Source organism: Limnomicrobium aquaticum (assembly GCF_040545545.1).
In the GTDB taxonomy this organism is placed as follows: Bacteria; Pseudomonadota; Alphaproteobacteria; order Rhizobiales; family Rhizobiaceae; genus Ensifer_A; species Ensifer_A aquaticum.
The window spans coordinates 406,049-420,184 of the sequence record NZ_JBEPMB010000001.1 but is presented as its reverse complement, the minus strand read 5'-3'; the positions used below and the strand labels follow the sequence as shown (position 1 = coordinate 420,184).

Below are 14,136 nucleotides of genomic sequence, written 5' to 3'. Positions count from 1 at the left end.
TATCCGGACGCCTCGAATCGGGATTAGTCCATTTTAAACGGAATTGCGTCGATCTTAATAAGAAACGAGCGTTGCCGATCCATCTGGGCCAAATTTCGGCTGAACACCAAGAAGAGGTGCAACCCGCGCAATAACGCGCCCGACCATGGGGGTGGCCGTGTTACCGGCAATATTGGAATTACGTTCGCCGGTGCGCGGATCGTCGATGAAGACAAGAACCACATATTGTGGATCACTCATCGGGAAAGCCGAAAGAAACGCGTTGAAGTTATGGCCGTTGACGTAGCGCCCGCGCACGAGCTTTTCCGCAGTCCCGGTCTTGCCGCCGACATCGAAGCCCGGAACGCCGGCCTGCTTGCCGGAGCCAACCGACTCCACGACGTTGTCGCGGAACAGCTTGCGCATATCGCGCACGGTCGAATCCTTGACCACCTTCACGGCGATCTTGTCCGCTGCCTCACGGGTGCGTGGCAGGAAGGTCGGCTGGATGAGATAGCCGCCATTGACGAGTGCGGCACCCGCCATGGCGGTCTGCAGCGGCGTGGTGGCCACACCGTGACCATAGGCAATCGTCATAGAGTTGATGCGCTTCCAGGTCCGCGGCTGTGAAGGCGAGGCCACTTCCGGAAGCTCGGTATCCATGCGGCTGAGCAGCCCCATGCGCTGGAGGAAGGCCTTGTGCGCATCGATACCCACGGCATCAGCCATGCGGGCAGCGCCAATGTTGGATGAATGGACGAAAACTTCATCAACCGTCAGCACGCGGCGCGTGCCGTGAAAGTCGTGAATGGTGAAGCCGCCGATATAGAGCGGCTTGGTCGCGTCGAACGTCGTGTTCAGTGTCATCGTGCCGTAGTCGAGGCCCATCGCGATCGTAAAGGCCTTGAAGGTCGAGCCCATTTCGTAGGTGCCGGCCGAAACACGGTTCAGGCGATCCGGGTCAAGGGCATGGGTCGGCTCGTTCGGATCGAAATCCGGGTAAGACGCCAGCGCCACGACCTCACCGGTATGGGCGTTCAGCACGACACCGCCGGCGCCAATGCCCTGGTAGCGCTGCATCCCGTCGACCAGAACGTCGCGAAGCGCGTTCTGCACACGCAGATCGATCGAAAGCTTGACCGGCTCCAGCTTGGCGTCGTTCGTCATGCCCACCGCAGCCAAGTCCGCAAGCCCCTGGCTGTCGACATATTTTTCCATTCCGGCAATGCCGCGGTTGTCGATATTGACGAGGCCCAGCACGTGGGAGGCCGTCGCGCCGCCCGGATAGAAGCGGCGCTTTTCCGGACGGAAGCCGATGCCGGGGATACCAAGCGCCAGGATCTGGCTCTGCTGACGCGGCGTCAACTGGCGGCGCAGCCACTGAAAATGGCTCTTGGAGGAAAGCTTCCGATAGGTGGATTTCGGTTCAAGATCGGGCAACACGCTGGTCAACTCTTCCAGCGCCTCGTCCGGATCGATGATCTTTGACGGTTCGGCATAGAGCGAGACGGTGCGGATGTCGGTGGCCAGCACCTGCCCGTTGCGATCCAGAATGTCCGGACGAGAGGCGAGCAGATTGTCGGACGGCATGATGCTGGACACCGTCTCCGGCTTGGCCATTCCGTATTCGACAAGACGTCCGCCGATGACGAGATAGGCAACCGTGAAGCCCGCAAAAATGATGCCGACGCGGCTCTTGGCCTGCGCACCCGAACGCTTGAGCGTGCCCTCGAAACGAGCCTTGCCGTCACCTGCCCTGCGAGCACCGCGAGGTGTCGCAGAAAAATGCGCCTTGCTCTTGATGTTCATGATGCGGGACAGGAATGACATCAGTGCTTCACCGATCCGGTCTTGATGCTATCGGGCTTGGACATGGGCGTGGGGATGGACGCCTTCGCCGTATCGTTCCTGGCAGGCGCGGACCTGACCACTTCGTCGGTCTTGCGGGCATCCGGCGCCAGACCAGCGGCCTCTGCATCTGCAAGTCCGACGTCAGCCTTCATCATCGGCAGTTCCTTCGGCCGGATGATCTGGTTGGAATCGGTCAACTGCAGCTTGAGATCGCCTTTGAACGTGTCGGCCAACCGCGCCAGCCGGTTCGGCTGGGTCGCCAGCGCCCAGTCAGCCTTCAGAAGATCGATCGTGTCCTTCTCCAGCTTGATTTCCGCATCGAGCTTGTGAACATCTTCAAGCACGCCCTCAGCCTTGTGCTTGATGGAATAGGTGATCGTCGCGGCGACCGTCATGATCACGATCAAAAAGATATCGAATGTACGAAACATGGACGGTCAGCTCCCCAATTTTGCAAGGCTGGCGAGATCAGGCAGATCGAAGATCGCCATGTCGGCAGGACCGGCGGCGGCCGTGGTACGAATGCCGGCGCGAAGCTTGGCCGAGCGGGCACGCGGATTGATCTCCGCCTCCGCATCGCTCGCCTGAAGCGCCGATTTATGAACGAGATCGAATTGCGCCGGCTTGTCGTGAACCTGCGGCAGGTGCCGCGAGCCGGCCGCCTTACCCGAGCGATCGGCAAAGAAGCGCTTGACGATCCGGTCCTCGAGCGAATGGAACGTAACGACGACGAGACGTCCGCCGGGCTTCAACGAAGCCTCTGCCGCAAACAGGGCCTTGGCGAGTTCGCCCAGCTCGTCATTGACGAATACACGCAGCGCCTGGAAGACCCGCGTGGCCGGATGGATCTTGTCCTTGGCCTTGCGCGGCGTGACGATTTCGATGAGGCCGGCCAGATCGCGCGTCGTCTCGAACGGCTTTTCCGCCCGACGCTTCTCGATGGCGCGGGCTATGCGGCCCGCCTGCTTCTCTTCGCCGAGAAAACCGAAGATGCGGATGAGATCGCCGACCTTGGCGCGATTGACGACATCGGCAGCGCTGACGCCGGAAGCCGACATGCGCATGTCGAGCGGTCCGTTTCGCTGAAACGAAAAGCCGCGCTCGGCCTCGTCAATCTGCATGGAGGAAACGCCGATATCCAGTACGACGCCATCGAGCCCCTCAGCCGGAGCATGCGAGGCGAGATCGGAAAAGCGGGAATGGACGAGCGTCAGCGCGCCGCCAGACTTTTCAACGAGCGCCTTGCCGCCGGCAATCGCATTCGGGTCGCGATCGAGCGCGATCACGCGCGCACCCGCGCTCAGGATCGCGGACGTGTAGCCGCCCGCACCGAAGGTGCCATCGAGAATGACCTGACCGGGTTGCACGGCAAGCGCGTCGAGAACTTCCGGCAGCATGACCGGGATATGCGGGCGATCACCCGTATAATCGGCGCCCTCGTGAACGCCGTCAGCCTCGACCGCCGCCATGCCAAATTCCCTCGTATGGGGGCACGAGCCTCTCAGCGCCCCAGCCCCTCGCGGGCCGCCTCTCGCGCAGTCTCCCACGCCTCCGGCCGCCACAACTGGAAATGATCCCCTCGCCCGACAAAGGCGACGTGATCGGTAATGCCCGTGAAGTTGCGGATGAAGTCCGTGACCATCAACCGCCCCTCCTGATCGAGCTTCATGAAGACGCCGCCACCGTGAACCAGCAGCGACATCCGGTTGGCTTCCGGCGAGAATGGGTCCGCCACCTCGATCCGCCTTTCGAGGCGCGCCAGCAGCTCGGGGCCGCCAACGCTGATCGCCGGAAACACAAAGTCCTGGAAACAATAAAGATCCTGCACATCCGCCGAAACGAGAATGGAACGAAAGCTCGAAGGCACGGAAACCCGCCCCTTGGCATCGATCCTGTTCACAAAATTCGACAGGAAGCGGATCATGACGCGATACAACCGTTTCCGAAATGGCAGGACAGATCATCCGCCCTACCGCGCCCGCAACAAGCCTCCCGCATGAGGTGCCACAGACATTCCGCCGCCGCAGCGCAACAAGGGTGCTAACCCCTTCCACTTTCTGCATTTTTAGGACGCTAAAGAGCATCCTTTCGGCTGACTTATGGGATAGCATGGGACCACATGGGCGTCAATGGGAAACGGCATTTCGAGCGGCGCGCGCACTCGAAAAATTATTAAGCCGTTAAACTTAATGAAGTTTTAAGCGGGGGTGGGAACGAGTCGTCAGGCTTGAACGAGGACGCGATTGTGCGGCCAAATCCCCGATCACGGGCCATGCATCACTTGTGCGGAATTTCCGCACATAAATTTGACGTTCATGCGGAAATTCCGTATGAATGACTCATGCACACCGTGATCGAAACGCCAGCCTACCTAACCTCCGCGAAGGAGGAGGGCCTGACTGACGCCGAACGGGAGGCAATCGTCTCGCATTTGGTTGCCAACCCCGACGCGGGCGACATCGTGGCGGGAACGGGCGGCGCGAGAAAGCTGCGTTTTGCAGGTCGCGGCAAAGGCAAAAGTGGCGGCTATCGGGTCATCACATTTTATGCAGCCGCGGACATCCCGGTGTTTTTGCTCGACGTGTTTAGCAAAGACACCCAGACTAACCTTTCAAAAGCGGAGCGTAATGCGCTTCGAGGCATTCTGACGGCGCTGCCCCAGGCATGGCGCGCGCACGCCCGGACAAGAGCGGGCAAAAGCAGGAGTGACAAATGACCAGAGCTGGATCCCGGATTCTGCAAGGTGCACGTGAAGCCTTGGCTTTCGCCTCGGGTGAAGCGGACGTGGAAGGGTATAACGTCCACATTCCGGCAGAGGTGGATGTGAAAGCCATTCGCCGTAAGCTGGGTCTTTCTCAGCAGGCATTTGCGGCGCGCTTCGGCTTCTCGGTCGGACGCATCCGCGATTGGGAGCAAAACCGCTCCAATATGGACGCACCCTCGCGCATTCTCCTGACGATCATCGACAAGGAACCGGAGGCCGTGGAGCGCGCGTTGAGCGCCGCCTGATTACGCGCCGCCTCGCCCCGTCAAAGAGGGAAAATTCGCCAGTTGGCCTGTAAGCCGGGTTCTGTATGGCTCCGGCGAACCGGAACGTGGCAGCCATTCATCTGGGACGACATTTGCATGCCGCCTCGCGCAACCCACCCGGATGACTGGCCCGGAAACAGGCTGACGGGTTGCCCCGCCGCGTCATCCCTATTCGGTCTTGCTCCCGGTGGGGTTTGCCGTGCCGCCCCTGTTGCCAGGCGCGCGGTGGGCTCTTACCCCACCCTTTCACCCTGACCTCCCAATGGAAGGCGGTTTGCTTTCTGTGGCACTTTCCCTAGGGTCGCCCCCGCCGGACGTTATCCGGCACCGTATCTCCGTGGAGCCCGGACTTTCCTCACCCCATCGCCTTTCGGCATTGATGAAGCGCGGCTGCCCGGCCAACTGGCGCGCGGGTGATAGCGCCTTTGCAGCCAAAACACCACAGCAAATCCGACAGATAGGATGTCGGCTTCAAAACAGAAGCGGCCCGGAAGCCGTTTCGAGACCTCCGGACCCTCTATTCCTGGTAACACGCGCCCCTCATCGGTAGGAACGGCGCCGGTCTCAAGCCACCCAGAACGGCTTACGCACTTCGCGCTCCGCCTCTTTGCGCGTCATGCCGGCGTCCTCGATCATCGCGTCCGTGAAGGTCCGCATGTCGCGCGCCATGTCGCGCCGCATGCGTCGCCGCGCCTGCCACACATTGAACGTGGCAAGCACCGCCGCGAAACCGCTGACATGATGCGGGGCTTCAATCAGAAGCCCGGCAATCTGCCCTTGTTCGTACCGTGTGTATTCACCTTCAATCGCGTGCCGCATGGCGCTTCTCCTTTTTCCAACGATCGGAATTTATCTCTTTTCATTCACCGAAAAAATTGAATAATGCGCTCAGACTATGTGAGAAAAATTCCAACAGCCGGGATGTCGCCATGGACAAGTTGCCGCCGCTCACCGCGCTTGCGACGCTGGAGGCCTTCTTCCGCACAGGTTCGGTAGGCGCCGCCGCCGACATGCTCGGCCGCACGCACAGCGCGGTGAGCAAGCAGCTCCATCAATTGCAGGATCATGCCGGAACCGAGCTGTTCATCAAGCGTGGCCTGCAGCTGGAACTGACCGACGAAGGCCGCCAGCTGGCCGAAACCGTCGCGCGCAGCATGGACGAAATGCGCCGCACCTATTCAACGATCACCGGAGGCGGCCGCGCATCCGTCACGGTCGCGGCCAGCTCAACCTTCGCCCGTCAATGGATGATCCCGACGATCGCGCGCTTCAATGTCGACTACCCCGACATCGACGTGCTGATCCGCCTCACCGGTCCGCACGGCAGCCGCAGGCTCGAAGGTCCAGTCGATCTGGTGGTCTCCTGGGACCGGCTGCTGAGCCCGCATGTCGAACATCCGGATGCCCGCTCGCTCGGCGATGTCCATATCGGCCTCGTCATGGCACCCGGCTCCCCCTGCGAACTGACGGAAACGACGATCAAGGTCCCAACCATCATCCACCGCCGCGAAGGCGAGGTTGCCTGGAAACATTGGTCGCAGCTGACCGGCCTCACCCTCATACGCGAACGCGAACTCACCTTCGATCTCTCGTCGCTCGCCTTCGAGGCGGCCGAGCGCGGCATGGGCGCGACGCTCGCACCGAAATTCCTGATCGAACGGGAGTTGAAGAACGGAAGCCTCGTCGCGCCGGTTGGCTTCCTGAAATTCGAGAACGGATTGCTGGTACGCCCATCGAGCGAAAGGCCGAAGACGTCAAAGCCCGCGCAGGTCTTCATGAACTGGCTGGTCGAGAACGCGCAACTCAGCCCGGAGGGTTTCATCGCCGCCCCGGAACGCGACTGGCCCTTCGCTTCGCTCTCACTGGACTGGTGAGAAATCGAAGTCGAAGGAGGAAATCCTGTCCTCGAAGACCAGTTCCGCACCCAGCCGGCCGATTTCGTCGGAGCTTTTGGCCGCCGCCCCGCAACCGCCCGTCACCAAGGCGATCCGCCCCGGCGTCAGCCAACCGATCGCCGGATAGCCGGTCGAAGTATAGGACGTGACGCAGGAAGCGGAGGAGATGGAGAGTACGTCGAGCCCCGGCACAAGCGCCTTCATCCGCGCCACGAGATGGTCGCGCGCATGCGGCCGGCCATCGCTGCGGAACCAGTCGCCCAGATCTTCCGGCTGAAGCTCCATCTCATCCGGATCTCCGCCAATCTTGAGATAATATGTCCCGTCCGGATAACGGATCGGCGGCAGCATGTAGATATCGTCACGCGCCTCGACCGCCCTGTGAATCATCGACGGCATGGCGCCCATCGCCTGCGCATCGGCCTCGGACACCTCGAAAAAGACGACCGTGCGGCCATAAACCTTCAGATCAACCGGACGCGGCAACAGGCCGTTTTGAATCGAGAAACCGCCGGCCGCGCAAAGCACCCGCTCCGCCTCAATGACTTCGCCATCGGCCAGCGTGATCACCACATGCCCACCCGCCTCGCGGATCGAGCCAACGGCGGCATCAATCCGCTCCGCCCCTGCCCGCTCGGCCAGTTGCGCCTGCGCCATGACCAGCCGACGCGGGCTGATATGCCCGGCTCCCGTCGCCTCGAAAATCCCCTCTGTCCCCTCCGGAAACGAGAACCAGGGAAACTTCGACTGCATGCCTTGCTGCGAAAGCCGCTCGGCAGCGACGCCTGCGAGGTCAGCCGCAGTCTGCGTCCGCTCGACATAGCGGCGCCCCTCCTCCGTTCCGACTCCCGTCAGCAAACTGCCGACCTCGCGATAGAAAGAAATGCCGGTGGCAGCCTCGATGTCTCGGTAACGTCCGATAGAGTTGCGGGCCAGCCTCGCCCAGACCGGATCGGGATCGATGGTCCGCGTAATGCGCCCCTCGTCATAGTGACTGGCAAATACGCCCCGATGATGCGCCTTGTTCACCGGCTCCGACGGCCCGATCAACGCCACGTCCGGCGCCATGTTGGCCAGATGCCGGGCCGCCGCCGCACCCATGAGGCCGCATCCGACGACGGCATAGCGGAAGCGAGCGGACATGGGACATCTCCTTCATGAAATCAAAAACTTGGCGCAACGGCGTGAATCAATCCGTAAAGGCGTTCACTGCCTGTCTTAACAAGTGACGTTCGCCGTTTGAAGCAAACAAGAGGGCAAAAAGGAGAGCACGCGACACCGTGAGCACGCCGCGATCTATGCCAGGATCATCCTTGGAGGAGACACGGCTCAGCGCGCGTCCGCATAAGCCAGCCAGGACTTCCAGTTATCCTGCGTGCCAGCAAAGACATTGATGTCTGTCTGCCCGCTGACGCCCGGCACGACGCCGGTGGACGTATATTGCCAGAAGGCCCACTTGCGGTCGGCGTATTTCTCGTCCGGATGGGAGGCAACGGAGCGCAGCCAGAACTGGTAATCCTTGAAATAGCCGACGAAATTGTCGCGGTGGAAATCGACCGACGTGTAGATGATCGGCCTCTTGCCGTAATGGGCCTGCAGCCGGTCTAGGAAGCGTTTCATGTCGGTGCGCACGGTCGCGGGATCGGGTCTGGTCTTGCAGGTCGGCGATGCCGGGTTCCATTCCGCATCCAGCACAGGCGGCAGCTTGACGGCCTCGCGCGGCACATTGGCGATGAACCAGTCGGCCTGCTGGTCGGGCGTCGAGCAGAAATAGTAGAAGTGATAGGGCGCATAGGCGACGTTGGCAGCCTTGGCGCCACGCCAGAACTCGTCGAACTTCGGATCCACACGGTCCTTGCCTTCCGTCGCCTTGATGAAGGCGAAGGAAACGCCGGACTTCTTCGCCGTTTCCCAGTCAATACGCTCGTTGTACTTGGAGACATCGATGCCATGGATCGGATGCCGGTGCGGACTGCGCGCGCCGAAATCCTGCGGGTCGTTGTCCTTGAATTTGGAGGACACGGCCGCCGTCTTCATCAGGTCATAGTCAGTGCTCGTGCAGCCGGCAATCAAAGCTGCAAGCGGCAGAAGGGCCAGGGCAAAACGGCGCATGAAAGTCCCGCAAATCAACGAGTCGAAAGAATGTTATCCTGTTCGGGCACGTTGTAAAGAAGGCCCGGCAAGACGTGCCTTCCAGCCAACCATGACATGGTAAATAATCCGTTACGCGGCGGGCTTGATGATCGTTGCCGACCAGGCATAGCCGCGGTAGAGCGGCCGGAACTGCGACGCGCAACCATGGCGTCTGGCAACCGCCGCAACGACGGAATCGAGATCCCTGCGCGGATCGACATGGAACCTTGCCAGCCACGCCTTCAGCATCCGCCGAAACCAGCCGGGCAAACGCTCCTGCTGGCCGAAATCGACGATGTGCAGCTCGCCGCCCGGATTGAGCGCATCGACTGCCGCATCGATCGTTGCTTCCCAGGCCGGGATCATCGACAGCGCATAGGAAATCATGATCCGGTCGAAGCCCGGACGACCCAGCTCCTCAGCCGAGAAGTCCGAAGCGTCGCCCGCCTTCAGCACCGTGTCGGAGGGCAGCTTGGCACGCGCCGAGATCAGCATTTCCTCCGAAATATCCAGCCCGTAGAGCCGGCATCCGGGATAGAGCGCGCCGGCAAGCGCGAGATTGCGCCCCGTGCCGCAGCCGAGTTCCAGAATGCTCTGGCCGGGCTTTGCGGCGAGATGCCGGATCGTCCGGTCGCGGCCGAGCAGATAGTATTTCCGCGTCAGATCGTAGATGTGGCGCTGGGTGCGGTACATGCTGTCCATGCGCGCGGCATGTTCAGTGTCAACGGCAATGCCGGTTGTATCGAGAACTGTCACGATGCTTTCCTGTAGACATGGAAGCCGCCATAGATCGCCGAGCGATCGCGAGCCAGCATTTCATTCGAGAGATCTGGCAGATAGTCCCAGACATCCAGCGTCCGCGGATCAAGTTTGGCCTCCAGCGGGCTTGCCACGGCGGCGGTACGGAAGATCACCCGCGCACCGGGGGCAGCCGCCCGGTTGATCTCGGTCCAGAGCTCGTTGAGCTGCCCCGCCGTCATCCAGTCCTGCGCATCGAGCAGGACAAACCGATCGACCGAGCCCGCGTGCTTCTGCTTCAGGAGCTCTGTGAAGCTCTTGTGATGGACCTCGACCCGTCGCGTATTGGCGCGGATCTTCGAGAAATTGTCAGGATGCAGATAGAGCGGCAGGCTGCCCTCATGGGTTTTCGGATAGCGGCGTGAGAAGGCCTGCCAGGCGAAGTAATTGTCCTTGAGCGGAAAGCCGCAGGCGAGCTTTTCCAGCCGCTCGCGCAACACATCGGCGACATGGCCCGACGCACTGCTACCGGCCAGTTCATCATATTGCTGCGGCGGAATGCCGAGACCGAAGAGCGAGCTCTTGCGGCTAGTGATCCAGCGAACCAGCGCACTGTCGAACATCGGCGCGATTTCGCGGTCGAAGATGTCGCGCTGCTCTTGAAGCGTGCGGGCCGCCATCAGGCGGTCGAAACTCTTGCCATGCAGGCGCGCAGCCAGATGCCCTGCCCCGATGAAGCGGCCGAGAAGGCCGGTTCGATAGATATTGCGGTCGAAGGTCGAAATCCGGCGGCGACCGAGCTTGTCGCGGCCGTTCCAGTACTGGAAGGTCTCGTTGTCGAGGCCGGACGCGATGAAGCGGTCGAATGCATCCGAATTGGCGGCATTGCCCGGCTCGGCGAACATGCGGCGGACATCGGCATAGGACGGCAGTGTCTCGAAGGCGGCAAGCTTCAGCCGGTTGAGCGCCACGTGATGGTGATTGAGGTCAACCACGTCGATCTGCGCCGGACCTTCGGCGAGATAGGCGAGCATGTTGCAGCCGCCCGAACCGATGGTGACGATGCTGTGGTGCGGCTCCAGCCGCATGGCCTCGATATCGACCGCCGGGTCTTCCCAAATCTGTGGATAAACCAGCCCTGAAAACATGAGCCCGAAAAGGCGTTCCGACAACCCTTTGCCGCTCAGCGCACGGTGTCTGATGAAGGCCGATTTGAGCCTTGTATTCTTTAAGTATCCGGTAATCGGAGCGATACCCGTCATCGGCGCTGAACCCCACTGAAATCCTTCAAAGCGGGCGCAGTCATAGTCACGATTCGCTACAGTTTGATGACCCTTTACCCGCCATTAACCGCCCTGGATAACGAGCTGTTAACGTGAATGGCCCTAGAGTCCGCGCACAGACCAGGAGCGTTTAACATGATGTTAAATTCGTTTCTGCCGAAAATTGAGCAACGTTATGTTTTCGTTGGTTCGGCAGTGGGTGCGGTTTTACCTGCATCGTTTTTCTTCATTGCCAGATATACAGGCTACGACGGCTCGTTTCTGAGCTGGGCATCGGCCAACCCCTCGCAGTTTACGCTCGCGGCCATGCCGGCCTGGATGGGGCTCGTCGCGCTGCAGTTCGCGCGCAACCGCCGGCGGCAGCAGGAGGTTGAAGAGGCGCGCCGCCAGCAGGAGCAGCGCCTGCTGCACGATGCGCTTCACGATCATCTGACGGGTCTGAAGAACCGCGCCGCCTTCCACAGCACGGCGCGCCGGATTGCCGCCGAGGGCGACACCTATGCACTGATGCTTCTCGACCTCGACAAGTTCAAGCTGGTCAACGATACGAAGGGTCATCAGGCCGGCGACCAGCTGCTCATCGAGATCGCGGCCAGACTGCGTTCGTTCGAGGCCGCCCATGACAATCTCACAGTCTTTCGGCTGGGCGGGGACGAATTCGCGATATTCGTGCGGGCAGCCGCCAGCCGGGATCAATTGTCCGGGCTCGGCGAGGCGATCGCAAACCTGATCTGCGAACCCGTCAGCCTCGCGGAAGGCACGGTCGAAGTCGGGGTCAGTATCGGAATTTCGGAAGCCTCGCGCGCCGCCGAGCCGATTGAGGACGTCATGCAGCGCGCGGATCTCGCGCTTTACAGCGCCAAGGATCGTCCGAGCTCGGCCTGCATGTTCTATGACAGGGTCCTCGCGGAAGCTTCGCTCAGCCGCCTGGAAATGGAACGCGATCTCGCCAGCGCGATCTCGAAGGGCGAATTCATGCTGGAGTTTCAGCCGATCCTGGCCTCCGGCGATGGCCGGGTCGTTGCCATGGAAGCGCTCCTGCGCTGGCTGCATCCGCAGAAGGGGCTCATGGCGGCAGAGCGGTTTCTTCCCGCTGCGGAGCGATGCGGCCTGATGCGCAAGATCGACGCCTGGGTGCTCAACGCCGCATGCATCGACGCGGCAAGCTGGCCTGACCAGGTCGCTGTCTCCGTGGCCGTTTCCAAGGCAAAGTTCGAGGACGACAACTTCCCTGCCTATCTGGTGCGCTGTCTGGACAAATCCGGCCTTCCCCCGCAACGGCTGACGGTCGAGCTTTCCGAAAACGTGATTGCTCTCGGAATGGAGCGCGTGCGGGAACGCCTGGCGCAGCTTCATGCCCTGGGCATCCGGGTGACATTGCACGATTTTGGCGTCTCCCTTCATGCGCTCAATCAGGTCATCAAGATGGACGTGGATGGGCTGAAGCTCGAGCGGTCGCTGACGCAAAGCGTTCTGACCGATGCCGACGGTGCGGGCCTTTTGGACGCGATGATGGAGTTTGGTGCGGCACTCAAGGTCGCCAACGCCAACGCCAACAGCCCGCAGGACAGGGGCAATACGATCGATTTCGTCCGGCACAGGGGCGCCTCGCAGGTACAGGGTTATCTGTCGTCAACGCCCATCCCCGCCTCGGGGGTCGCCGAATTCATCGCGGCACGCAGAGCCGAGGAGGCACCGCGCCGGGCCTGAAAGATTTCCTCATAGACATTGTTCAGCGATGGACAAGCCGACATCTATGCTGTTCATTCTGGACCTGCAGCCATCAACGAATGGCGCGCGGCCGCGCGCACGAAAACACCGGCTGCGGGAGGCTCCATGCGTATCGTCTTCAAGCTGTTGAAATGGTTCTTCGGCGCACTCGTGGCCGCCGTCATTGCATTCCTGATCACCATCCGCGTCGCGCCGCCGGAACTCCTCCAGGTCGGAGACAGCTACGCCGCCAAGATTGCCTGCACCAATGTCTTCCTTGCCGGCCGCGATGCACAGAAAGTGCTAGCCGACGACGTACAGGCGCCCGGCAACCCGATCCTCAAGGCCGTCATGCTCGATGTCGACAAGGACAAGGGCAAGGTGACCGCGCGCCTTCTCGGCTATGCTGCTCCGCGCAGCTCTGTCTATCGCCCAGGCTATGGCTGCACGAATCTTGCGGATGAGGCGATTGCGCCGACCGCGCTCCCCGCTCTACCGCAACCCACAGCCCCCGACGCCAATGTGGAATGGCCAACCGGCAATCATGCCGGGGCGAGCTTCGATCCCGCGCTCTCAGGTCTCCTGTCCGACGAGACGCTGCGAGGCCCCGGCATGCGCGCCATTGTCGTCGTTCACCACGGCAAGATCGTCGCCGAGACCTACGGTCCCGGCTTTGACGACAAGACCCCGCTGATCGGCTGGTCGATGACGAAGACGGTCAATGCCATTCTCGCCGGCCGTGCCGCGCAGATGGGTCTCCTCTCCTTCGACGACAAGAACCTCTTCCCTGAATGGGCAAAAGACGACCGCAAGGACATCAGCCTGAAGAGCCTCGCCGCCATGCAGAGCGGCCTTGCCTTCAACGAAGACTATGGCGACGTGTCCGACGTCACGCGCATGCTCTATCTGCAGCCGGACATGGCGAAGTTCACCATCTCCCAGCCGCTCGTTGCCAAACCGGATACGCAGTTCAACTATTCGACCGGCACATCCATTGCCATCGCGCGCTACTGGATGAACAAGATGCCGGACAAGGCAGCGGCGCTGGCCTTCCCCCGCAAGGAACTGTTCAACCCGCTCGGCATGCAGTCCGCCGTTCTGGAAGTCGACCAGACCGACACCTTCGCCTCCGGCTCCTATCTCTATGCCTCGGCGCGCGATTGGGCCCGCATCGGCCAGTTCCTGCTGCAGGACGGTATCTGGAGCGGAACGCGCCTCGTCAGCGAAGACTTCATGAAGATGATGCGCACCGCGAATTCCACCTCGGATGGCGTCTATACGCAGATGCAGGGCTGGCTGACCGGCCCCGGCGAAGAACCGAATGCCTCGTTCGGCGTGCCGGCCGACACGTACTGGCTGCAGGGTCATGACGGGCAGACCGTCGCCGTCGTTCCCTCGCGCGACCTTGTCGTCGTTCGTATGGGCCTCACGCCGGGACGGCTTGGCTATCGGCCGCAGACGCTGCTTGCCGCCATCGCCGGCAAGCTGAAGGATTGATACCAAGGAGCGAGGGCTTT

General features: G+C 61.5%; 14 protein-coding genes and 1 other RNA gene. 5 read left to right on the top strand and 10 right to left on the bottom strand.

All coding sequences use genetic code 11. The features are described 5' to 3' along the window. Window positions 1–54 precede the first annotated feature (54 nt). The 4 genes from ABID16_RS02090 to mraZ are packed head-to-tail and all read right to left on the bottom strand — an operon-like array spanning window position 55 to window position 3,754. The gene (locus ABID16_RS02090; RefSeq protein ID WP_354554697.1) at window positions 55–1,809 is read right to left on the bottom strand and encodes a peptidoglycan D,D-transpeptidase FtsI family protein; all 1,755 of its coding nucleotides are present in this window, start codon (window positions 1,807–1,809) and stop codon (window positions 55–57) included. Continuing rightward, on the bottom strand, window positions 1,809–2,261 hold the full coding sequence (gene ftsL / locus ABID16_RS02085; RefSeq protein WP_354554696.1) for a cell division protein FtsL: 453 nt from the start codon (window positions 2,259–2,261) through the stop codon (window positions 1,809–1,811). The genes ABID16_RS02090 and ftsL overlap by 1 nt, the downstream gene beginning before the upstream one ends. 6 nt (window positions 2,262–2,267) lie before the next feature. Continuing rightward, window positions 2,268–3,299 (bottom strand): 16S rRNA (cytosine(1402)-N(4))-methyltransferase RsmH, encoded by a 1,032-nt coding sequence (gene rsmH / locus ABID16_RS02080; protein WP_354554695.1) that lies wholly within the window; start codon window positions 3,297–3,299, stop codon window positions 2,268–2,270. Window positions 3,300–3,331: 32 nt separating this feature from the next. After that, window positions 3,332–3,754, bottom strand: a complete 423-nt coding sequence (gene mraZ / locus ABID16_RS02075) for a division/cell wall cluster transcriptional repressor MraZ (RefSeq protein ID WP_354554694.1) — start codon at window positions 3,752–3,754, stop codon at window positions 3,332–3,334. Between the two features lie 417 nt (window positions 3,755–4,171). On the opposite strand from mraZ, the gene ABID16_RS02070 reads away from it, so the two are divergent. Further along, window positions 4,172–4,546, top strand: a complete 375-nt coding sequence (locus ABID16_RS02070) for a type II toxin-antitoxin system RelE/ParE family toxin (protein WP_354554693.1) — start codon at window positions 4,172–4,174, stop codon at window positions 4,544–4,546. Further along, window positions 4,543–4,839: a helix-turn-helix domain-containing protein gene (locus ABID16_RS02065; RefSeq protein ID WP_354554692.1), complete on the top strand. Its 297-nt coding sequence runs from the start codon at window positions 4,543–4,545 to the stop codon at window positions 4,837–4,839. Before ABID16_RS02070 ends, ABID16_RS02065 begins: the two co-directional genes overlap by 4 nt. Window positions 4,840–4,873: 34 nt before the next feature. On the opposite strand, the gene rnpB is transcribed toward ABID16_RS02065, so the two are convergent. Together rnpB and ABID16_RS02055 are read right to left on the bottom strand one after the other, a co-directional pair. Next, window positions 4,874–5,266, bottom strand: an RNA gene (rnpB, locus tag ABID16_RS02060) — RNase P RNA component class A. A gap of 158 nt (window positions 5,267–5,424) precedes the next feature. Further along, window positions 5,425–5,679 (bottom strand): DUF1127 domain-containing protein, encoded by a 255-nt coding sequence (locus tag ABID16_RS02055; RefSeq protein ID WP_354554691.1) that lies wholly within the window; start codon window positions 5,677–5,679, stop codon window positions 5,425–5,427. A 110-nt stretch (window positions 5,680–5,789) separates the two neighbouring features. Here ABID16_RS02055 and ABID16_RS02050 point away from each other — a divergent pair, with 110 nt between their 5' ends. After that, entirely contained in the window at window positions 5,790–6,734 is a 945-nt protein-coding gene (locus ABID16_RS02050; RefSeq protein WP_354554690.1) for a LysR family transcriptional regulator, read from the top strand. On the opposite strand, the gene ABID16_RS02045 is transcribed toward ABID16_RS02050, so the two are convergent. The 4 genes from ABID16_RS02045 to ABID16_RS02030 form a co-directional block, all read right to left on the bottom strand. Next, window positions 6,720–7,898 (bottom strand): NAD(P)/FAD-dependent oxidoreductase, encoded by a 1,179-nt coding sequence (locus ABID16_RS02045; protein WP_354554689.1) that lies wholly within the window; start codon window positions 7,896–7,898, stop codon window positions 6,720–6,722. The genes ABID16_RS02050 and ABID16_RS02045 overlap by 15 nt on opposite strands. A gap of 186 nt (window positions 7,899–8,084) precedes the next feature. Beyond that, a complete protein-coding gene (locus ABID16_RS02040; RefSeq protein ID WP_354554688.1) occupies window positions 8,085–8,867 on the bottom strand; it encodes a glycoside hydrolase family 25 protein in 783 nt (260 codons plus the stop codon). Window positions 8,868–8,978: 111 nt separating this feature from the next. Continuing rightward, on the bottom strand, window positions 8,979–9,590 hold the full coding sequence (locus ABID16_RS02035) for a class I SAM-dependent methyltransferase (RefSeq protein ID WP_354555874.1): 612 nt from the start codon (window positions 9,588–9,590) through the stop codon (window positions 8,979–8,981). 50 nt (window positions 9,591–9,640) lie between these two features. Further along, window positions 9,641–10,888: a BtaA family protein gene (locus tag ABID16_RS02030; protein WP_354554687.1), complete on the bottom strand. Its 1,248-nt coding sequence runs from the start codon at window positions 10,886–10,888 to the stop codon at window positions 9,641–9,643. A 156-nt stretch (window positions 10,889–11,044) separates the two neighbouring features. On the opposite strand from ABID16_RS02030, the gene ABID16_RS02025 reads away from it, so the two are divergent. Then, the gene (locus ABID16_RS02025) at window positions 11,045–12,619 is read left to right on the top strand and encodes a putative bifunctional diguanylate cyclase/phosphodiesterase (protein ID WP_354554686.1); all 1,575 of its coding nucleotides are present in this window, start codon (window positions 11,045–11,047) and stop codon (window positions 12,617–12,619) included. Window positions 12,620–12,745: 126 nt separating this feature from the next. Beyond that, the gene (locus ABID16_RS02020) at window positions 12,746–14,116 is read left to right on the top strand and encodes a serine hydrolase domain-containing protein (protein WP_354554685.1); all 1,371 of its coding nucleotides are present in this window, start codon (window positions 12,746–12,748) and stop codon (window positions 14,114–14,116) included. Window positions 14,117–14,136 lie beyond the last annotated feature (20 nt).